This window comes from Ottowia sp. (genome assembly GCF_016703145.1).
GTDB lineage: Bacteria > Pseudomonadota > Gammaproteobacteria > Burkholderiales > Burkholderiaceae_C > Ottowia.
Genome location: NZ_JADJCO010000005.1, coordinates 213,259 through 231,779 on the forward strand (window position 1 = coordinate 213,259; position 18,521 = coordinate 231,779).

General features: G+C 70.7%; 19 protein-coding genes. 3 read left to right on the forward strand and 16 right to left on the reverse strand.

Going from position 1 to position 18,521, the window contains the following annotated elements:
- Positions 1-151: 151 nt before the first annotated feature.
- From IPG65_RS14120 to IPG65_RS14155, 8 genes are all read right to left on the reverse strand, one after another.
- Positions 152-868 carry a YafY family protein gene (locus IPG65_RS14120; RefSeq protein ID WP_293190973.1) on the reverse strand — a complete coding sequence of 239 codons (717 nt, stop codon included), beginning with the start codon at positions 866-868 and terminating at the stop codon, positions 152-154.
- A 65-nt stretch (positions 869-933) separates the two neighbouring features.
- Positions 934-1,374 carry a PaaI family thioesterase gene (locus tag IPG65_RS14125; protein ID WP_293190976.1) on the reverse strand — a complete coding sequence of 147 codons (441 nt, stop codon included), beginning with the start codon at positions 1,372-1,374 and terminating at the stop codon, positions 934-936.
- A 13-nt stretch (positions 1,375-1,387) separates the two neighbouring features.
- On the reverse strand, positions 1,388-1,759 hold the full coding sequence (locus IPG65_RS14130; RefSeq protein WP_293190978.1) for a VOC family protein: 372 nt from the start codon (positions 1,757-1,759) through the stop codon (positions 1,388-1,390).
- Positions 1,760-1,930: 171 nt separating this feature from the next.
- Complete coding sequence (locus IPG65_RS14135) at positions 1,931-3,370, reverse strand: nucleobase:cation symporter-2 family protein (RefSeq protein WP_293192982.1); 1,440 nt, start codon at positions 3,368-3,370, stop codon at positions 1,931-1,933.
- Positions 3,371-4,642 (reverse strand): M20/M25/M40 family metallo-hydrolase, encoded by a 1,272-nt coding sequence (locus tag IPG65_RS14140; protein ID WP_293190980.1) that lies wholly within the window; start codon positions 4,640-4,642, stop codon positions 3,371-3,373.
- Between the two features lie 53 nt (positions 4,643-4,695).
- On the reverse strand, positions 4,696-6,486 hold the full coding sequence (gene uraD, locus IPG65_RS14145; RefSeq protein WP_293190982.1) for a 2-oxo-4-hydroxy-4-carboxy-5-ureidoimidazoline decarboxylase: 1,791 nt from the start codon (positions 6,484-6,486) through the stop codon (positions 4,696-4,698).
- A 75-nt stretch (positions 6,487-6,561) separates the two neighbouring features.
- Complete coding sequence (gene puuE / locus IPG65_RS14150) at positions 6,562-7,563, reverse strand: allantoinase PuuE (protein ID WP_293190984.1); 1,002 nt, start codon at positions 7,561-7,563, stop codon at positions 6,562-6,564.
- Between the two features lie 5 nt (positions 7,564-7,568).
- Positions 7,569-8,264, reverse strand: a complete 696-nt coding sequence (locus IPG65_RS14155) for a GntR family transcriptional regulator (RefSeq protein WP_293190986.1) — start codon at positions 8,262-8,264, stop codon at positions 7,569-7,571.
- A gap of 73 nt (positions 8,265-8,337) precedes the next feature.
- On the opposite strand from IPG65_RS14155, the gene uraH reads away from it, so the two are divergent.
- Positions 8,338-8,691 (forward strand): hydroxyisourate hydrolase, encoded by a 354-nt coding sequence (gene uraH / locus IPG65_RS14160; protein ID WP_293190988.1) that lies wholly within the window; start codon positions 8,338-8,340, stop codon positions 8,689-8,691.
- 16 nt (positions 8,692-8,707) lie between these two features.
- Positions 8,708-9,517, forward strand: a complete 810-nt coding sequence (gene xdhC / locus IPG65_RS14165; protein WP_293190990.1) for a xanthine dehydrogenase accessory protein XdhC — start codon at positions 8,708-8,710, stop codon at positions 9,515-9,517.
- Positions 9,518-9,579: 62 nt separating this feature from the next.
- Here the strand turns inward: xdhC and IPG65_RS14170 are convergent, their stop codons facing one another.
- Positions 9,580-9,738 carry a hypothetical protein gene (locus IPG65_RS14170; RefSeq protein ID WP_293190991.1) on the reverse strand — a complete coding sequence of 53 codons (159 nt, stop codon included), beginning with the start codon at positions 9,736-9,738 and terminating at the stop codon, positions 9,580-9,582.
- Between the two features lie 262 nt (positions 9,739-10,000).
- Here IPG65_RS14170 and IPG65_RS14175 point away from each other — a divergent pair, with 262 nt between their 5' ends.
- The gene (locus IPG65_RS14175) at positions 10,001-11,212 is read left to right on the forward strand and encodes a urate hydroxylase PuuD (RefSeq protein WP_293190992.1); all 1,212 of its coding nucleotides are present in this window, start codon (positions 10,001-10,003) and stop codon (positions 11,210-11,212) included.
- Positions 11,213-11,218: 6 nt separating this feature from the next.
- Here IPG65_RS14175 and IPG65_RS14180 read toward each other — a convergent pair whose 3' ends face one another.
- From IPG65_RS14180 to dapC, 7 genes are all read right to left on the reverse strand, one after another.
- On the reverse strand, positions 11,219-11,746 hold the full coding sequence (locus IPG65_RS14180) for a hypothetical protein (protein ID WP_293190994.1): 528 nt from the start codon (positions 11,744-11,746) through the stop codon (positions 11,219-11,221).
- A gap of 34 nt (positions 11,747-11,780) precedes the next feature.
- Positions 11,781-12,029, reverse strand: a complete 249-nt coding sequence (locus IPG65_RS14185; RefSeq protein WP_293190996.1) for a GlsB/YeaQ/YmgE family stress response membrane protein — start codon at positions 12,027-12,029, stop codon at positions 11,781-11,783.
- A 119-nt stretch (positions 12,030-12,148) separates the two neighbouring features.
- Positions 12,149-14,173, reverse strand: a complete 2,025-nt coding sequence (locus IPG65_RS14190) for an ATP-binding cassette domain-containing protein (protein WP_293190998.1) — start codon at positions 14,171-14,173, stop codon at positions 12,149-12,151.
- Positions 14,170-15,042, reverse strand: coding sequence for a 50S ribosomal protein L3 N(5)-glutamine methyltransferase (gene prmB / locus IPG65_RS14195; RefSeq protein WP_293191000.1), 873 nt, complete (start codon positions 15,040-15,042; stop codon positions 14,170-14,172). The genes IPG65_RS14190 and prmB overlap by 4 nt, the downstream gene beginning before the upstream one ends.
- On the reverse strand, positions 15,039-16,202 hold the full coding sequence (dapE, locus tag IPG65_RS14200; RefSeq protein ID WP_293191002.1) for a succinyl-diaminopimelate desuccinylase: 1,164 nt from the start codon (positions 16,200-16,202) through the stop codon (positions 15,039-15,041). The genes prmB and dapE overlap by 4 nt, the downstream gene beginning before the upstream one ends.
- 140 nt (positions 16,203-16,342) lie before the next feature.
- The gene (dapD, locus tag IPG65_RS14205; RefSeq protein ID WP_293191004.1) at positions 16,343-17,176 is read right to left on the reverse strand and encodes a 2,3,4,5-tetrahydropyridine-2,6-dicarboxylate N-succinyltransferase; all 834 of its coding nucleotides are present in this window, start codon (positions 17,174-17,176) and stop codon (positions 16,343-16,345) included.
- The gene (dapC, locus tag IPG65_RS14210) at positions 17,173-18,393 is read right to left on the reverse strand and encodes a succinyldiaminopimelate transaminase (RefSeq protein WP_293191006.1); all 1,221 of its coding nucleotides are present in this window, start codon (positions 18,391-18,393) and stop codon (positions 17,173-17,175) included. Before dapC ends, dapD begins: the two co-directional genes overlap by 4 nt.
- Between the last annotated feature and the right edge of the window lie 128 nt (positions 18,394-18,521).

The window sequence follows — 18,521 nt, forward strand, 5'->3', positions numbered from 1 at the left end:
GCGCTGGAGCCACGTCTTGCTGACCACCATCGGCCACTTCCGCGTACGCCGCTGCCCTTGCAAGCCTCGCGGCCGGAAGGCGCGGCGCTTCGTTTTGCTGTTCTGGATGAAATCGACCAGAAGCACTCATGGGATAAGCGTTAGAAGCTATTTATTCAATAGCATCCTGCGCTGGATCGGGCGGCGGCCGGCGCTCCCGCAGGCGGCGCAGCAGGTCGGCCAGCGTCCTGCCGGGCTCGTCGGCGAAGCGCTCCGGCAGCACCTGCGCCGCGTCGATGCGGTCGACCCGGAAGCTGCGAAAGTCCTGCCGCAGCTCGCACCACGCGGCCAGCGTCCACACCTTGCCCCAGTAGAAGCAGCCCAGTGGGCGCACCGTGCGCCGGGTGGCTGCTTCGTTCACGTCGCGGTAGTCCAGGCGCAGCTTGTGGCGCGACTGCACCGCCTCGCGCAGGGTTTGCAGGCGCTCGCGCGTGGCGGCGTCCCGCGACACCGGCAGGGCGAACAGGGCCAGGGCCTCGGCGGCGGCGCGCGCCGACGGTGGCAGCACCGACAGAATCTTGCCCAGCGCGCTTTCCACGTCGCCGGCCATGCCGGGGTCCAGCCAGCTCTGCGCCAGCCGCGCGGCGGCGGCCAGGGCGCGGGCCTCATCCTGCGTGAACATCATGGGCGGCAGATCGAAGCCGGCGCCCAGCCGGTAACCGATGCCGGCCTCGCCCTCGATCGGCACGCTCTGGCGCTGCAGGTCGGCCACGTCGCGGTAGATGGTGCGCTCCGACACCTCCAGCCGCCGCGCCAGGAAAGCCGCCGTGGTGAGCCGGCGGCCGCGGATGAGCTGCACGATCTGGAACAGGCGGTCGGCGCGGCGCATGGCGGGTGGGCTGGCAGCAGGCGAGGGCGGCGGTGAGGTGAATGTATCGCCCCGTGCGCGCCGGATCAGGACGCGGCCTGGCGCGGCCCGGCCTGACGCACCAGCGCCGTGGCCAGGGCCGACGCCACCACTTCGCCGTCCTGCCGCAGTTCACCGGCCAGGTGGCAGACCTCCCGGCCGCGCCGCAGCACGCGCCCGGTGCCGTGCAGCAGGCCGATCCTCGCGCTGCGCAGGAAGGTGACGGTCAATTGCAGCGTCGGCGCGAATTGGCCGCGCGCCAGGGTCGCGGCCAGCGCAGGCCCCAGGGTGTCGTCGAGCATGGCGGCCAGGAACCCGCCTTGGACGTGGCCCATCGGGTTGGCAAAGGCGTCCGGCGCCTGGAACGTCGTCTCCACGATGCCGGCCTCGGCGTCCACGCGCACGATCCGCCCGCCGAGGGTCTGGACGGCGCGGGGCGGCGGCAGCTCGCCGGCCATCACGCGCCAGAAGAAGGCTTGCGGGTCCATGGCGGCGCAGGCTTCATTCGGGCGCATGCAGGCCGACCAGGTTGCCGTCGATGTCCTCGACATGGGCGAAGTAGCCGATGCCCGGCGCGATCAGCGTGCGCGGCGTGGCCACCCGGCCGCCGGCGGCTTGGGCGCGGTCGAGCGCGGTCTGCACGCTGGGCGCGCTGTCCAGGTAGACCAGCGTGCCGCCGTGCACGGCGCGGTGGCCGTCGCGCTGCACCAGGCAGCCGCCGGCGCCAGGCTGGTCGTGCGCGAACACGGCCATGTGTTCGCCGCCGAGGTCCTCGGCACCGCGCATGGGCCGGCCGAGCAGGGTTTCGTAAAAGCGCTGGGCGGCGGCCAGGTCGCGGACCGGAATCTCGAACCAGGTGTTGGCGTTCTGCATGAGGGGCTCCTTGAAGGGTTGAAGAGCCCCGATGCTGCGCGCCCCCTCCTGACAGCGTGCTGTCAGGAGATCGAGGTTCGGGGTTGCGGCACCCCGTGATGCTATTTAATAAATAGCTGGAAACGCAATATCCATAAAGGCTAGAGGCCAAAAACGATTGCAACAGACGTTTCAGTGCGCCTCGGCCTGCCGCGCCGCGCGGATGGCGCCCTCGGCGTCGCCCTGTGTGCCGTTGAAGAGCAGGTTCAGCAGCACGGCGGCGATGGAGGCCAGCAGGATGCCCGATTCGATCAGCGGGTGGATGGCGTGCGGCATCCACTGCGAGTAGCTGGGCGCCAGCAGCGGGATCATGCCGATGCCGATGGACAGGGCCACGATCAGCGCGTTGTGCCGGTTGGTGGCGAAGTTGACGCCGCCCAGGATGCGGATGCCGGTGGCCGCCACCATGCCGAACATCACCAGCCCGGCGGCGCCCAGCACCACGGTGGGCAGCGACTCGACCAGCGCCGCCATCTTGGGCAGCAGGCCCAACACGATCAGGATCACGCCGCCGGCCACGCGGACGAAGCGGCTCTTGACGCCCGTCACCGCCATCAGGCCCACGTTCTGCGAGAAGCTGGTGTAGGGGAAGGTGTTGAAGATGCCGCCGATCAGCGTGCCCAGGCCGTCGGTGCGCAGGCCGCGCGCCAGCATGGGTTGGTCCACGGCGCGGTCGGTCATCTGGCCCAGGGCCAGGAACATGCCGGTCGATTCGATCATCACCACCACCATGATCAGCGTCATCGTCAGGACCATGACCGGCTCGAAGATCGGCGCGCCGAAGTGGAACGGCAGCACCACGTCCACCCAGGACGCCTTGCCGACCTTGTCGAAGGTCATCATGCCGGCGGCGGTGGCGACGATGCCGCCCACCACGATGCCGACCAGCACCGAGATGTTGGCCAGGCAGCCCTTGGCGAACTTGGCGATCAGCAGGATCGAGGCCAGCACGACGGCCGAGACGGCCACGCCCGGCAGCGCCGCGTAGCGCGGGTTGGGCACGGTGGGCGCCAGCGCCACGCCCGGGGGCACGGGCGGGAAGCCCGGCGTGCCGGCCGCCGCCGCGCTGCGCACGGTGCTCAGCCATTCGGTGTGGTCGGGCGGCACCATCAGCGGCGCCGTGGGGCCGACGGGGTTGCCGAAGATCCAGTTGATGCCCACGCGCATCAGGTTGATGCCGATCACGGCGATGATGGTGCCCGTCACCACGGGCGGGAAGAAGCGCAGCATCCGGCTGATCAGCGGCGCGATCAGGATCGAGATGACGCCGGCGCCGATGATGGCGCCGAACAGCATGCGCGCCCCGTCGGTGCCGGGGTTGCCGTTGGCGATGGCCACCATGGGGCCGACGGCGGCGAAGGTCACGCCCATCATCACCGGCAGGCGCACGCCGAACCACTGCGTCATGCCCAGCGATTGGATGAGCGTGGCGATGCCGCAGCAGAACAGGTCGGCCGAGATCAGCATGGCCACTTCGTCGGGGCTGAGCTTGAGGGCGCGGCCGACGATCAACGGCACGGCGACGGCGCCGGCGTACATCACCAGCACGTGCTGCAGGCCGAGCGCGGCCAGCTATGAAGACTGCAGCAGGTCGGCCAGGGTGCGGGCGATCACCTTGGTCGCGCGGCGCAGGTCCTGCAGGTCCACGCGCTCGTCGGCGCGCTTGGCGTGGCTCTCCAGCACGGTGCGCGGGCCGGCGCCGTAGATCACGCCGGGGATGCCGCGCTCCACGTACAGGCGCACGTCGGTGTACAGCGGCGTGCCGACGGCGGGCGGCCTGTCGCCGAACACGGCCTCGCCGTGCTTCTGGAGGGCGTCCACCAGCGGCGCGTTGCCGGGCAGCGGCGTCATCGCGCGGGCCAGCAGCAGGCGCCGGATGTCCACGCGCACCGCGTCGTCGCCCGACACGCCGCGCCACCGGTTGAAGCCGGCCGCGGCGTCGGCGATGACCTGGCGGAGGCGGGCCTCGACCTCGGCGGGCTGCTCCTCGGGGATCATGCGGCGGTCGAGCTTGAGCACCACCTTGCCGGGGATCACGTTGGTGTTGGTGCCGCCCTCGATGCGGCCGATGTTGAGGTAGGGGTGCCGGATGCCCGGCACGCCGGAGGTGACCTGCCGGTACGCCGTGTTCTCGGCGTACAGGGCGTTCATGACGTGCACCGCCGCCTGCAGCGCATCGACGCCGGTGTCGGGCACGGCGGCGTGGGCCATCTTGCCGTGCACGGTCACCTCCATCTGCAGGCAGCCGTTGTGGGCGGTGACCACCTCGTAGCTGAAGCCGGCGGCGATCATCAGGTCGGGCTTCGTCAGGCCGTGCTTCAGCAGCCAGCCGGGGCCCAGCTCGCCGCCGAATTCCTCGTCGTAGGTGAAGTGCAGCTCGACGGCGCCGTGGGTGGGCTTGGCCACGGCCTCCAGCGCGCGCACGGCGAAGGTGAAGGTGGAGAAGTCGCTTTTGCTGACGGCCGAGGCGCGGCCGTACAGCTGCCCGTCCTCGATCTGCGCGCCGTAGGGCTCGCGCGTCCAGCCCTCGCCGGGGGGCACCACGTCGCCGTGGGCGTTCAGCGCCACGGTGGGGCCGCCGTCGCCATAGGGGCGGCGCACGATCAGGTTGGTGATGCTCTGCATGCCGTAGTCCCGCACGTCCTGCGCGGGCACGGGGTGCCGCTCGGCCTCGAAACCCCAGGCGCGGATCAGCTCGGCTGTTGCTTCAGCGTGCGGCGCGTTGTCGCCGGGCGGGGTGTCGGTGGGCACCTGCACCAGTTGCTGCAGGAAGCGCACCTGCTCGTCGAAGTGCTGGTCGATCCAGGCGTCGAGCCGGGCGTGGGTGTCGGGGGTAGGCGGCATGGTTATTTTTGAACGAAAAATGGCTGTAGACCGCATGGATACTGCGCGAGCAGCTATGGTAATGGATGCAAGTCCCGCGCCACGCCCTCCAGCAGGTGCTGAAGGGCCTGCACGGCGAGCTGCATGTCCTCGGCGGTGGTCGATTCGAGCGGGTTGTGGCTGATGCCGCTGTTCTCGCCGCGCACGAACAGCATGGCCTGGGGCATGACCTCGTGCAGCTTCATGGCGTCGTGGCCGGCGCCGCTGGGCATGCGGAAGACGGGCAGGCCGGTGGATTCGACCGCGGCTTCCCAGCGCCGTTGCCAGGCGGGGGCGCTGGGGGCGGCGCTGGCGCGCATGGTTTCCTCCAGCGTGCAGGCCACGCCGCGGCGCTCGGCGATCTCGCGCGCCCGGGCCAGCACGTCGGCGGCCAGCGCGTCGCGCTGCGTGTCGGTGGTGGCGCGCAGGTCCAGGCTGAAGGCGCAGCGGCCGGGCACGACGTTGATCGAGCCGCCGGGGACTTGAAGCAGGCCCATGGTGGCGACCGAGTCGCCGTCGCGGGCGGCGCGCTGCTCCAGGACCAGCGCCAGCTCGGCCGCGGCGCAGGCCGCGTCGCGCCGGCGGTCCATGGGCGTGGTGCCGGCGTGGCTGGCCTGGCCGGCGTATTCGCCCAGGTAGCGCACGCTGCCGTTGATGGAGGTGACCACGCCCAGCGGCAGGTTCAGCTCGTTCAGCACCGGGCCCTGCTCGATGTGGACCTCGATGAAGCCCAGGTAGCGCGCCGGATCGCGCCGCAGCTTGGGAATGTCGTCCACGCACAGGCCGGCGTGCCGCATGGCCTGGCGCATGGTGATGCCGTCCGCGTCCTGCTGGTCGAGCCATTCGGCACGGAAGTCGCCGATCAGCGCGCCGGAGCCGAGGAAGGTGGCCTTGTAGCGCTGGCCTTCCTCCTCGGCGAAACCGATCACCTCGAAGTCGAAGGGCAGGCGCCGCCGGGCGCGCGCCAGCTCGCGCACGCAGGCGATGGGCACGAAGATGCCCAGCCGCCCGTCGTACTTGCCGCCGTTGCGCACCGTGTCGTAGTGGCTGCCGGTCATCAGCGTCCGGGGGTCGGGCACGGCGGGGTCGGCTTTGTAGCGGCCGACCACGTTGCCCACGGCGTCGACGTGCACCTCGTCGAAGCCGGCGTCGTGCATGGTCTGGCCGATGCGCTGGGCACAGGCGCGGTGCGCGTCGGTGAGGTAGGTGACGGTGAGCTGGCCCGCCTCGGCAAAGCCGGGGTCGCTGTGCCGGGCCAGCTTCTCGTGCCAGTCCCACACGTCGTTGCCCAGCGTGGGTTCGGCGCCGAAGCGGTCGGCCAGGCGGATCTCGGCGATGCGGTGGATCTGGCGCAGCGCCTCGGCGCGCTCGAAGTCGGGGTGGTGGCCCAGGCGGCGGGCGAAGGTGTCGATGATCCGCGCCTTGCCCAGCCCGGTGCCGCGCGGCCCGCGCACGGCCAGGATGAACGGGAAGCCGAACTTGGCGTTGTAGCCGGCGTTGAGCTGCTGGATGCGCGCGAATTCCTCGGGCGTGCACTCGGTCAGGCCGGCCCGGCCTTGCTCGTGGGTCGATTCGGCCGTCAGCGTCTTCGCGACCATGGCCTTGCCAGCCAGCTCGGGGTGGGCGCGGATCAGGGCCAGGTGCGCGTCCACGCCGCCCTGGTCGAGCGCGGCGACCAGGGCGTGCTTGAGGTGGGCCAGGGACTTGAACGGGCGCGCCTTCAGCGCCTCGGCGGCGATCCAGGGTGTGTGCTCGTAGATGCCGTCGAGCATGCGCCCGGCGTCCGGCAGGGCGGCGGTGTTGAGCTGGTCGAGCGTGAAAGCCATGGGGGTCAGTCCTTGAACCTAGAAACGGCAGTAGCGCGCTCACCCCGCAGGTGAGCGTCATCGAAGCTGCGAAAGTCAACGTTCATGCGGCTCTCCTGACGGTGACAAGCGGTCAACTGCCGTTTTTAGGTTTGGGTGCGTGGCGATCCAGTGCCGCGCGATGTCGATGCGGCGGCACACCCACACATCGGGGTGCGCGGCGACGTGGTCCAGGAAGCGCTGCAGCGCCCCGATGCGCCCGGGCCGGCCCAGCAGGCGGCAGTGCATGCCGATGCTGAGCATCTTGGGCCGGTCCAGCCCGGCGGGGTCGCCCTCGGCGTAGAGCGCGTCGAAGCTGTCCTTCATGTACTGGAAGAACGGCTCGGCGTGGCTGTAGCCCTGGGGCAGGGCGAAGCGCATGTCGTTGCAGTCCAGCGTGTAGGGCACCACCAGGTGGCGCGCGTCGCTGCCGTTGCTGCGGCGCACCTTCATCCAGAAGGGCAGGTCGTCGCCGTAGTAGTCGCTGTCGTACAGCAGCCGGCCGTCGTCCACCACCAGGCGGCGCGTGTGGGGGCTGTCGCGGCCGGTGTACCAGCCCAGCGGGCGCTCGCCGGTGAGCCGCTCGATGATGTCCAGCGCCTCGGCCATGTGCGCCCGCTCGGTGGCTTCGTCCATGTTCTGGTAGTGGATCCACTTCAGGCCGTGGCAGGCGATCTCGTCGCCGCGCCGCATGAACGCCCGCACCGCCTTGGGGTGGCGCGCCAGCGCGCTGGCGACGCCGAAGACGGTGAGCGGCCAGCCGCGCGCGTCGAACTCGCGCAGGATGCGCCACAGGCCGGCGCGCGAGCCGTATTCGTAGATGCCTTCCATCGACAGGTGGCGGTCGGGGTAGGCGGCCGGGTTGGACAGCTCGGAGAGGAACTGCTCGCTGCCCGCGTCGCCGTGCAGCACGCTGTTCTCGCCGCCTTCCTCGTAATTCAGCACGAACTGCACGGCGATGCGCGCGCCGCCCGGCCAGCGGGCATGTGGCACGTCGGGGCCGTAGCCGGCCAAGTCGCGCGGGTAGGGGGCGGTGCTGTCGTAGATGGGGGATGTCATGCTGTTCAAAGAGGAGCTGCCAACGTAGACAGGTTGCGGACCAGCGCCTGTTTCAGGTCATGGGTGGGGGCGGGGCGGCCGAGGTTCAGGCCGGCTTCCACGTGGTCCAGGTGCGCACGCATCAGCTTGACGGCCTGGGCGACGTTGCCGGCGGCGAAGCACTCCACCAGCTCGGCGTGCTCGGCCGCCGAGTCGTGCGCGGCGCTGGCGCTCTGGTACCTCAGCGTGGCGACGGCGCAGCGCGCCAGCAGGTCGCGCAGCACTTGTGCCAGCACGTCGTTGTCCAGCAGCTCGGCCATGCGCACGTGGAAGTCACCCAGCAGCTCGGTGCGGTCGGCCACGTCCTGGCGCGCCACGGCCGCCTGCTCCTGCGCCACGTGCTCGCGCAGGGCGTGGATGTGCTCGGGCGTGGCGGCGCGCACGAAGGCGCGCGTCAGCTCCAGCTCCAGCATGCGGCGCACGGCGAACACCTGCCGCGCCTCGCTCACCGAGGGGCTGGCGACGAAGGCGCCGCGTGCCGGCTCCATCGTCACCAGGCGCTTTTGCGACAGCAGGAACAGCGCTTGCCGCACCAGCGTGCGCGAGACGCCAAAATGGTCGGCCAGCGTCTGCTCCACCAGCTTGGCGCCCGGCTGCAGGCGATGGTCCACGATGGCGTGGGTGAGCGCCTGGACGATCAGGCCGGTGCTGGAGGCTTCCATGGGACGGGATGATAGTGCGGTTCCCCGAAATTGTATACACTTCAGTGGACAATCTTGAAGAAGGAGCGACGCGATGGGACTGAGCACGCACGTGCTGGACACCATGCACGGCACGCCGGCGGCGGGCATGCAGGTCACGCTGTACGAGACGAGGGGCGGCGGCGCCACGCTGGTCAAGCGCTTCCGCCTGAACGCGGACGGCCGCAACCCCGACGGCCCGCTGTATGACAACGCCAGTCTGCGGGCAGGCACCTACCGCCTGAGCTTCGAGGTGGCCGACTACTTCCGCGGCCGGGGCGTGCAACTGCCCGAGCCGCCCTTCCTGGACGTGGTGCACCTGGACTTCGGCATCGCGCACACGGACCAGCACTACCACGTGCCGCTGCTGGTCAGCCCCTGGAGCCACTCGACCTATCGAGGCTCCTGAAAGCGGCGCTCCGGCCATGCGCGAGTTGCGCGACTTCCTGCACCGGCTGCGGTGCGCGCCCGCCGTGCTGGTGACGGTGGCGCGCACCGAGGGCTCGGCGCCGCGCGAGGCGGGGGCGTGGATGGCGGTGTTCGGCGACGCGGTGATGGGCACCATCGGCGGCGGTCACCTGGAGTTCGAGGCCATTGCCCAGGCGCGCGGGTGCCTGGCGCGGCCATCGGCCGCCGCGACGCTGCGGCGCTACCCGCTGGGCCCCGGCCTGGGGCAATGCTGCGGCGGGGTGGTGCACCTGCGCTTCGAGCGGGTGGAGGCGTCGATGGCACCGGCGCTGGGCGCCCGTCTGGGCGTGGCGGGCGCGCCGCTGGCGCTGTTTGGCGGCGGGCACGTCGGCACGGCCTTGGTCCGGTTGCTGGGCGAGCTGCCGTTCGACGTGACCTGGATCGACAGCCGCGACGAGGTCTTTCCGCCCGAAGTGCCGCCCAACGTGCGTTGCGAGCATTCCGACCCCGTGCAGACGGCGGTGGTCGACCTGGCGCCCGGCAGCCGCGTCGTCATCATGAGCTTCAGCCACGCCGAGGACCTGGAGATCGTGGCCGCCTGCCTGGCGCGGCGCAGGCAGCGGGACGATCTGCCGTACGTCGGCCTGATCGGCAGCCACACCAAGTGGGCGGTGTTCGGCCACCGGCTGCGGGCGCGCGGGTTCGGCGCGGACGAACTGTCGGCGGTGGCCTGCCCCATCGGCCTGCCGGGCATCGAGGGCAAGCAGCCGGCGGTGGTGGCCGTGTCGGTGGCGGCGCAACTGCTGGCGGGTCTTTCGGAAAATTGAAACAACAATGGCGCCCAGTCGGCGCCATTGTTGCGTTGATAGCTACTAAAAATGTAGCGATCTCAACCCTGATGCGGGCGCTTGCCCGGATTCTTCTTGCTGCGCGTGTGCGAGCCGCGCTCCAGGCTCTTGCGCTGGCCGACGCCCTGCTTGGCGACGGTGGCGCCCGGCAGCGGGGGGGTGGCCTTGCGCATGGCCTCGGTGACGATCTTGTTGCCCATGGTGTGATCCTTTGTGAACGGTGTGTTGGCGGAAAAACCCGCTATTTTCACTGATTTGGCGGCGCCCGCGACCGGCGGGCCACGAGTCGCGCGCCGATCGCCGTTCCGCTGGCGTTTGCACACCATTCTGTATACAATTTAGGTCGATCGCAGCGGTGCCCGGGATTCGTCCGCCTTCCCAGCGCGTGACGCCCGATGCGCGATCGCCTGGAGCCGGCTTGCAGCGCCCGCGGTGGCGAGCCGGATGGAGGGACGTTCGTTCATGGAAGCATATCTACTCGACTGGGCCAACCTGCTGCTGCGCTGGCTGCACGTGATCGTGGCGATCGCCTGGATCGGCTCGTCGTTCTACTTCGTCTTTCTCGACAACAACCTGCTCGCGCCCACCGCCGACGACCTGAAGAAGAAGGGCGTGGACGGCGCCATGTGGGCGGTGCATGGCGGCGGCTTCTACAACCCGCAGAAGTACATGGTGGCGCCGCAGGGCGGCATCATCGACAGCAAGCTGCATTGGTTCTACTGGGAGAGCTACAGCACCTGGCTGTCGGGCTTCGCGCTGTTCGCCGTGCTGTACCTGTGGAACGCCAGCGCGTTCCTGGTCGACCGGCAGGTGCTGGACTGGTCGCCGGTGGCGGCGGGGGCGGCGGCGCTGGGCTTCCTGGTGGTGTTCTGGATCGTCTACGACGGCATCTGCCGCGTGTTCGGCTTCCGCGCCAACGGCGAACGCACGGTGGCGGCGCTGCTGATCGTGGTGGTGGCCTTCGCGGCGTGGCTGGCGTGCCAGCTGTTCTCGGGCCGCGCCGCCTTCCTGATCGTCGGCGCCATGCTGGCCACGGCCATGAGCGCCAACGTGTTCTTCTGGATCATCCCCGGCCAGCGCAAGGTGGTGGCGGCCATGACCGGCGGCCAGCCCCGCGACGCCGACGCGCTGGCGATCCATGGCAAGCGCGGCAAGCAGCGCAGCGTGCACAACACCTACTTCACGCTGCCGGTGCTGCTGGCCATGCTGAGCAACCACTACAGCTTCCTCTACAGCCACCCGCGGCGCTGGCTGGTGCTGGTGCTGCTGATGCTGGCCGGCGCGCTGATCCGCCAGTTCTTCGTGCAGCGCCACGGCTGGCACCTGGGGCGCGCCCGCAACCCGTGGCCGCATGCGGCGGTGGGGGTGGCGGTGATCCTGGGCGTGATCGCGTGGCTCAGGCCGGCGCCCTCCGCGCCCTCGGCCGCCGCGCCGGCGGCGGTGGGCTACGCCCAGCTCAAGCTGGTGCTGGAGCAGCGCTGCTACGCGTGCCACGGCGAAGCGGTGCGGATGAAGAACCTGCGCCTGGATTCGCCCGGGCAGGTGGCGGCGCACGCCCAGCAGATCTACCAGCAGGTGGTGGTGACGAGGATCATGCCGCTGTCCAACGCCACGCGGATGACCGACGACGAGCGGGCCATGGTGGCGCGCTGGTTCGAGGGGCAGGGCAAATAAGCCCGGTCAGGGGGCGGCGGGCGTCTCGGCCGGCGCTGGCAGCGCCAGCGGCGCGGCCAGCGCCACGCGCACGCAATCGCGGATGTGCTGCTCGCCCAAGTAGCGCAGCGCGGCGTAGCCCAGGGCGCCCGACACCAGTTGCCCGGCCAGCGGTATGTACCGGGCCACCTGGGCGGTGGTCAGGCGCATGCCCAGCATCTTGGCGAAGCGCAGCACCAGCCCCTGGGTGACCACGCGGCCGACCAGCACCGGGCCGATCACGCCGATGGCCTTGTGCACGCGCTCCTTCTCGCGCGCGTCCATCCGCGCGATCTGGTGCGGCGCCAGGCCGAATTCCTCGTTGATGCGGGGCAGCAGGCGCGCCAGCATGGCCGCGTCCACCGCCCAGTCCAGGCCGGGCAGCGGCACCGCGCCGGCCACGCCCGCGACCAGCGCGCGCCGCCGCAGCATCTGGCGGCTGCGCTGCACGGCCCGCTCCAGCCGCGGATGGCCGCGGGCCAGGGCCAACGGGTCGGCCTGGGCGTCGGAGGCCATGGCGTCGTGTCCGCGCTGCGAGGGCTGGGCCCGCTCAGCGCTTCTTGGTGACCAGGCCGTAGACGAACAGCACGACGATGGCGCCGATGATCGAGGCGATCCAGCCCACCGGCGAGCCGGCCGGGTACAGGCCCAGCGCCGCGCCGCCATAGCTGGCGAGCAGCGAGCCGGCGATGCCCAGCAGCGTGGTCATGATCAGGCCCATGGCCTGGTTGCCCGGCATGACGGCGCGGGCCAGCAGGCCCACGATAAAGCCGACGATGATGGTGGTGATGATGCCCATGTGACGTGTCCTTTCCGCGTGTCGCGGTGGTGGATGAAGTCGGGCACTGTAACGCCGTGGGACCGCTTGGCGGACCGGGCGCGGCAAATCGCGGCCTCGGCCTACAGGCGGGTGGACAACTATTCCAGCCCGGCGTTGTTTTCCAGTGCCTCGATGGCGCTGGAGTGCTGCAGCCAGTCATCCTCCAGACGCGCCAGCTCGTCTTGCACCGCTTTCAGCCGGCGCCCCGCCTCGGCGATGTCGGCGGGGGCGAGCGGGGCGCTCAGGCGCTGCTCCAGCTCGGCGCGCTCGCCGCCCAGGGCCTGCATGCGCTTCTCGGCCTGGTCGAGCGCGCGCCGGTGGGGGCGCATGTGCTCGGCCAGTTGCTGGCGGCGCTGCGCCTCCAGGCGGCGCTGCTCGGTGGGGTTGAGGGCGGGTTGAGAAGGTTTTTGGCCACTGGCCCGCGCCGGTTCTATGGTGACAGCTATTGAATCGGTAGCAAACGGCGGGGCGGGCGACTCGCGCACGCGCCGGCTCTCGTCCAGCAGGTAGCGCTGGTAGTCCTCCAGGTCACCGTCGAAGGGCTGCACGCCGCCGCGCGCCACCAGCCAGAATTCGTCGCACACGCTGCGCAGCAGGGCGCGGTCGTGGCTGACCAGCATCAGCGTGCCCTCGAACTCGTTCAGCGCCACCGCCAGGGCCTCGCGCGTGGCCAGGTCGAGGTGGTTGGTGGGCTCGTCCAGCAGCAGCAGGTTGGGGCGCTGCCAGACGATCATCGCCAGCACCAGGCGCGCCTTTTCTCCGCCGCTGAACTGGCCCACGGGCTGCATCACCATCTCGCCGGGGAAGTTGAAGGTGCCCAGGAAGTTGCGCAATTGCTGCTCGCGCGCGGCCTCGGTGCCGTGCTGGCCGGTCTCGCGCGCCAGGCGCACCAGGTGTTCCAGCGGCGTGTCCTGCGGGCGCAGCACGTCCAGCTCCTGCTGCGCGAAGTAGCCGATGGTCAGGCCCTTGCCTTCGGTGAGCTGCCCGTCCAGCAGCGGCAGCGTGCGGGCCACGGTCTTGACGAAGGTGGACTTGCCCTGGCCGTTGGCGCCCAGGATGCCGATGCGCTGGCCGGCCAGCACGGTGCGGTTGACGCCGGCGAGGATGGGGGTCTCGGCACCGTCGTCCGCGCGGTAGCCGAAGCGCGCCTGGCCGATGGCCAGCATCGGGTTGGGCAGGTTGGCCGGCTCCTTGAAGGTGAAGGTGAAGTCGGCCTCGGCCAGCACCGGCGCGACGCGCTCCATGCGCTCCAGCGCCTTGACGCGGCTTTGCGCCTGCTTGGCCTTGCTGGCCTTGGCCTTGAAGCGGTCGATGAACTTCTGCAGGTGGGCGATCTTGTCCTGCTGCCGGGAATAGGCCGCCTGCTGCAGCATGAGCTGCTGCGCGCGCAGTTCCTCGAAGGCGCTGTAGTTGCCGCCGTAGCGGGCGAGGCGCCCGCCCTCGATGTGCAGCGTGACGCGCGTGACGGCGTCGAGGAAGTCGCGGTCGTGGCTGATGACGATCAGTGTGCCGGGGTAGCGCGTGAGCCAGCTCTCCAGCCACACCAGCGCGTCCAGGTCGAGGTGGTTGGTGGGCTCGTCCAGCAGCAGCAGGTCGCTGGGCGCCATCAGCGCGCGCGCCAGTTGCAGGCGCATGCGCCAGCCGCCCGAGAAGCTGTCCACCGGTCGGTCCAACTGGTCGGGCTTGAAGCCCAGCCCCAGGATCAGCGCCTCGGCGCGCGGGCGCGCGTCGTGCGCGCCGGCATCCTGCAGGTCGCTGTGCGCGTGGGCGATGGCCATGCCGCTCGCGGCATCGTCGGGATTCTCGTCGCCGGACTGCTCGGCCGCCGCGAGCTGCGCGTTCAGCCGGGCCAGCCGCTCGTCGCCCGCCAGGACGAAGTCGGTGGCGGACTCGTCGGTCTCGGGCATGTGCTGCGCCACCTGCGCCAGCCGCCAGCCGGCGGGCAGGGAGAAGTCGCCACCGTCCTCGTGCAGCGTGCCGTTCAGCAGCGCGAACAGCGTGGACTTGCCGGCGCCGTTGCGCCCGATCAGGCCGACCTTCTCGCCGGGATGCAGGGTGATGGAGGCGCCGTCGAGCAGCACCTTGGCGCCGCGGCGCAAGGTGACGTTTTGGAGCTGGATCATGCGGTGAGCGCCTCGCGCGTGAGCAGCAGCACCTGGTCGCCGCCGGCGCTGGTGTCCAGCCAGACCGGGTTCAGGCCGGGAAACGCGGCTTCGAAATGCGCGCGCCCGTGGCCGACTTCCAGCACCAGCACGCCGTGTTCACCCAAGTGCGCGGGGGCCTGGGCCAGCAGGGGGCGGATGAAGTCCATGCCGTCGGCGCCGCCGGCCAGGGCCAGGGCGGGCTCGGCGCGGTATTCGGGCGGCAGCGCGGCCATGCTGGCGCTGTTGACGTAGGGCGGGTTGCACAGGATCAGGTCGTAGGGGCCGGGGCAGCGGGCCAGGCCGTCGGACTCGATCAGCGTGATGCGGCCCCGCAGCCCGTGCCGGTCGACGTTGATGCGGGCCACGGCCAGGGCGTCCGCGCTCAGGTCGGCGGCATCGACGGCGACCTCGGGCCAAGCCAGGGCGGCCAGCACGGCGAGGCTGCCGTTGCCGGTGCACAGGTCCAGCACGGTACGGGTCTGCTCGCCCAGCCAGGGATCGATGGCGCCGTCGGCGATGGCTTCGGCGATCAGGCTGCGCGGGACGATGGCGCGCTCGTCCACGTAGAAGGGCACGCCCTGCAGCCAGGCCTCGCGCGTCAGGTAGGCGGCGGGGCGGCGGGTGTCGATGCGTGCTCTTAAAAGAGTAGCTGCCTGCGAAATACTGGCGCCGGCCAAGGGGCCATTCTGTTCTGAAAAGGCGTGCGCGTCGGTGTCCAGCGGCAGGCCCAGGGCGTGCAGCACCAACCAGGCGGCCTCGTCGTGGGCGTTGGTGGTGCCATGGCCGAAGCCGACGCCGGCTTCGACGAGCTGGCGTTCGGCGTCGGCCAGCAGGTCGGCGAGCGTCATGCCGGGCACAGGTTCTCGAGCACGCGGCGGTAGATGCGGGTCAGCGGCTCGATGTCGGCCAGCGCGATGTGCTCGTCGATCTTGTGGATGCTGGCGTTGGGCGGGCCCAGCTCGACCACCTGCGGGCACAGCTGCGCGATGAAGCGGCCGTCGCTGGTGCCGCCGGTGGTGGACAGCTCGGTCTCCAGCCCGGTCTCGGCGCGGATGGCGGCCCGCACGGCCTCGACCAGCGTGCCGGGCGGGGTGAGGAAGGGCCGGCCGCCCAGGGTCCAGGCCAACTCGTGGTCGAGGCCATGTTTTTGCAGCACCGCTTCGACGCGCTGCCGCAGCGATTCGGGCGTGGACTCGGTGCAGAAGCGGAAGTTGAAGTCCACCACCACCTCGCCGGGAATGATGTTGCTGGCGCCGGTGCCGCCGTGGATGTTGCTGACCTGCCAGCTGGTGGGCGGAAAGAAGGCGTTGCCGCGGTCCCACTCGATGGCCACCAGTTCGGCCAGCGCGGGCGCCAGCTCGTGGACGGGGTTGCGCGCCAGGTGCGGGTAGGCGATGTGGCCCTGGATGCCGCGCACCGCGAGCCGGCCGGAGAGCGTGCCGCGGCGGCCGTTCTTGATCATGTCGCCGGTGCGCTGCACCGAGGTGGGCTCGCCGACGATGCAGTAGTCGAGCGTCTCGCCGCGCGCCTTCAGCGCCTCGCAGACGACCACGGTGCCGTCCAGCGCCGGGCCTTCCTCGTCGCTGGTCAGCAGCAGGGCGATGTTCAGCGGTGCGTCGGGCCGCGCGGCGAGGAACTGCTCGGCCGCGACCACGAAGGCGGCGATCGAGGTCTTCATGTCGCTGGCGGCGCCGCGGCCGTAGAGCTTGCCGTCCCGCTCGGTCGGGAGGAACGGGTCGCTCGTCCACTGCGCCAGCGGTCCGGTGGGCACGACGTCGGTGTGGCCGGCGAATACTATGGTTTTAATAGCTTCCGGCGCAGTATCGGTGCGGGATGTGGTCCTTTTTGACCACAAATTGCGCACGCGGAAGCTGTCCGGGCCGCTGTCGATGATTTCGCTGGCGAAGCCCAGCGCGTCCAGGCGTTCGCGGATCAGGTCGATGCAGCCGGCGTCCCGCGGGGTGACGGACGGGCGGGCGATGAGGGCTTCGGCCAGGCGGCGGGTCATGGGGAGGTTGTGCGTTGGGTGTGGGGCGTGGGTGCGGATGGGCGTCGCGGAGGGTTTTCGCTCGACGCGAAACGCCAAACGCTCAACGAATCAGGCGCCGCCCGGTGAAGCTGCGGGCACGGGCGGCTCGCAGCGCCTTCTCAGGGACGCAGCAGGTCGTTGATGCTGGTCTTGGAGCGGGTCTGCGCGTCCACCGTCTTGACGATGATGGCGGCGTACATGCTGTAGGGCTGGCCGTCCTTGGTCTGCTTGGGCAGGTTGCCGCTCACCACCACGCTGCCGCTGGGCACGCGGCCGTAGCTGACCTCGCCCGTCTCGCGGTTGAAGAGGGGGGTGCTCTGGCCGATGTACACGCCCATGCCGAGCACCGAGTTCTCTTCCACGATCACGCCCTCGACCACCTCGGAGCGCGCGCCGATGAAGCAGTTGTCCTCGATGATGGTGGGGTTGGCCTGCAGCGGCTCCAGCACGCCGCCCAGGCCGATGCCGCCCGACAGGTGCACGTTCTTGCCGACCTGCGCGCAGCTGCCGACGGTGGCCCAGGTGTCCACCATGGTGCCTTCATCGACGTAGGCGCCGATGTTGACGAAGCTGGGCATCAGCACCGCGCCCTTGCCGATGAAGCTGCCGCGCCGCGCCACCGCCGGCGGCACCACGCGCACGCCGCTGTCGCGCATGGCGGCGTCGTCGAGGTGGCCGAACTTGGTGGGCACCTTGTCGAAGAAGCCCAGGTCGCCGGCGCGGATGAATTCGTTGTCCTTCAGGCGGAAGGACAGCAGCACCGCCTTCTTGACCCACTGGTGCACCGTCCACTGGCCCACGCCCTGGCGCGTGGCCACGCGCAGGCGGCCGGCGTTCAGGTCGGCGATGACGTGCTCGACCGCGTCGGCCACTTCCTTGGGCGCGGCGTCGGGCGAGAGGCTGGCGCGGGCGTCCCAGGCGTTGTCGATGATCTGCTGCAGTTGGGTGCTCATGTCGTGATCTCGGGGGAGGAGGATTGGATGAACTGGACGATGCGCTCGGCCGCTTCCAGGCACTCGGCCGTGGCGGCCACCAGCGCCATGCGCACGCGGCCCTGGCCGGGGTTGTGCCCCGCGCTCTCGCGCGCCAGGAAGCTGCCGGGCAGAACCGTCACATTGTATTGAGCCAGCAGCTCGCGGGCGAAGGCGGTGTCGCTGCCCCGCCAGGCCGGCGGCACGCCCGCCCACAGGTAGAAGCCGGCGTCGGGCAGGCGCACGTCCATCACCTGGGCCAGCAGCGGCGTGACCTGGGCGAACTTCTCGCGGTACAGGCGCCGGTTCTCGGCCACGTGGGCCTCGTCGTTCCAGGCGGCGATGCTGGCGGCCTGCACCACCGGGCTCATGGCGCTGCCGTGGTAGGTGCGGTAGAGCAGGAAGGGCTCGATGAGGCGGGCGTCGCCGGTCACGAAGCCCGAGCGCATGCCCGGCACGTTGCTGCGCTTGGACAGGCTGGTCAGCAGGATCAGGTTGCGCAGGTCCGCGCGCCCCAGCCTGGCCGCCGCCTCCAGGCCGCCCAGGGGCGGCTCGTCCCGGAAGTAGATCTCGCTGTAGCACTCGTCCGAGGCGATGGCGAAGCCGTGGCGGTCGCTCAGCTCGAACAGCAGCCGCCACTCGTCCAGCGGCATCACCGCGCCGGTGGGGTTGCCGGGCGAGCAGACGTAGACCAGCTGCGTGCGCGCCCACACCTCGTCGGGCACCGCGTCCCAGCGCGGCGCGAAGTTGCGCGCCGGGTCGCTGGGCACGTAGTGCGGCGTGGCGCCGGCCAGCAGGGCCGCGCCTTCGTAGATTTGGTAGAACGGGTTGGGGCAGACCACGGTGGCGCCGGGCCGGGCGGGGTCGACGAGGGTCTGCGCCAGCGCGAACAGCGCCTCGCGCGAGCCCAGCACCGGCAGCACCTGCGTGGCCGCGTCCACCGCCACGCCGTAGCGGCGCCTGATCCAGCCGGCGCAGGCCTCGCGCAGCGCGGGCTCGCCCGCCGTGGCGGGGTAGCCCGCCAGGCCGGTGGGCAGGGCGTCCGCCAGCGCCTGCTGGATGAAGGCCGGCGTCGCGTGCCGGGGCTCGCCGATGCCCAGGCTGATGGGGCGGTGGGCCGGCGAGGGGGTGACGTCGGCCATGAGCTGGCGCAGCCGCGCGAACGGATAGGGCTGCAGGCGGGACAGCAAGGGGTTCATGGCGCCGGATTATCCGGGAGCCGCCATGCCGCCGTGCCGCGGGTGCCGGTTATCGAATTAAATCGGCATCAAGCCGGCGTGGATATTGCGCCGTAAGCTATCAATAGCATAGTGACCGCGGCGGTCGG

Bases quoted from the DNA above. Each gene is read 5' to 3' on its own strand.
- IPG65_RS14125 (WP_293190976.1), bottom strand. From the start codon at position 1,374: ATGGACCCGCAAGCCTTCTTCTGGCGCGTGATGGCCGGCGAGCTGCCG.
- IPG65_RS14130 (WP_293190978.1), bottom strand. From the start codon at position 1,759: ATGCAGAACGCCAACACCTGGTTCGAGATTCCGGTCCGCGACCTGGCC.
- IPG65_RS14185 (WP_293190996.1), bottom strand. From the start codon at position 12,029: ATGGGCATCATCACCACCATCATCGTCGGCTTTATCGTGGGCCTGCTG.
- prmB (WP_293191000.1), bottom strand. From the start codon at position 15,042: ATGACGCTCGCCGACCTGCTGGCCGACGCCGAACGCCAGCTCGTCGAA.
- uraH (WP_293190988.1), top strand. From the start codon at position 8,338: ATGGGACTGAGCACGCACGTGCTGGACACCATGCACGGCACGCCGGCG.
- IPG65_RS14180 (WP_293190994.1), bottom strand. From the start codon at position 11,746: ATGGCCTCCGACGCCCAGGCCGACCCGTTGGCCCTGGCCCGCGGCCAT.
- IPG65_RS14170 (WP_293190991.1), bottom strand. From the start codon at position 9,738: ATGGGCAACAAGATCGTCACCGAGGCCATGCGCAAGGCCACCCCCCCG.
- IPG65_RS14140 (WP_293190980.1), bottom strand. From the start codon at position 4,642: ATGCCGCCTACCCCCGACACCCACGCCCGGCTCGACGCCTGGATCGAC.
- dapC (WP_293191006.1), bottom strand. From the start codon at position 18,393: ATGAACCCCTTGCTGTCCCGCCTGCAGCCCTATCCGTTCGCGCGGCTG.
- IPG65_RS14155 (WP_293190986.1), bottom strand. From the start codon at position 8,264: ATGGAAGCCTCCAGCACCGGCCTGATCGTCCAGGCGCTCACCCACGCC.
- IPG65_RS14175 (WP_293190992.1), top strand. From the start codon at position 10,001: ATGGAAGCATATCTACTCGACTGGGCCAACCTGCTGCTGCGCTGGCTG.
- IPG65_RS14190 (WP_293190998.1), bottom strand. From the start codon at position 14,173: ATGATCCAGCTCCAAAACGTCACCTTGCGCCGCGGCGCCAAGGTGCTG.
- IPG65_RS14120 (WP_293190973.1), bottom strand. From the start codon at position 868: ATGCGCCGCGCCGACCGCCTGTTCCAGATCGTGCAGCTCATCCGCGGC.
- uraD (WP_293190982.1), bottom strand. From the start codon at position 6,486: ATGGCTTTCACGCTCGACCAGCTCAACACCGCCGCCCTGCCGGACGCC.
- dapE (WP_293191002.1), bottom strand. From the start codon at position 16,202: ATGACCCGCCGCCTGGCCGAAGCCCTCATCGCCCGCCCGTCCGTCACC.
- xdhC (WP_293190990.1), top strand. From the start codon at position 8,708: ATGCGCGAGTTGCGCGACTTCCTGCACCGGCTGCGGTGCGCGCCCGCC.
- puuE (WP_293190984.1), bottom strand. From the start codon at position 7,563: ATGACATCCCCCATCTACGACAGCACCGCCCCCTACCCGCGCGACTTG.
- dapD (WP_293191004.1), bottom strand. From the start codon at position 17,176: ATGAGCACCCAACTGCAGCAGATCATCGACAACGCCTGGGACGCCCGC.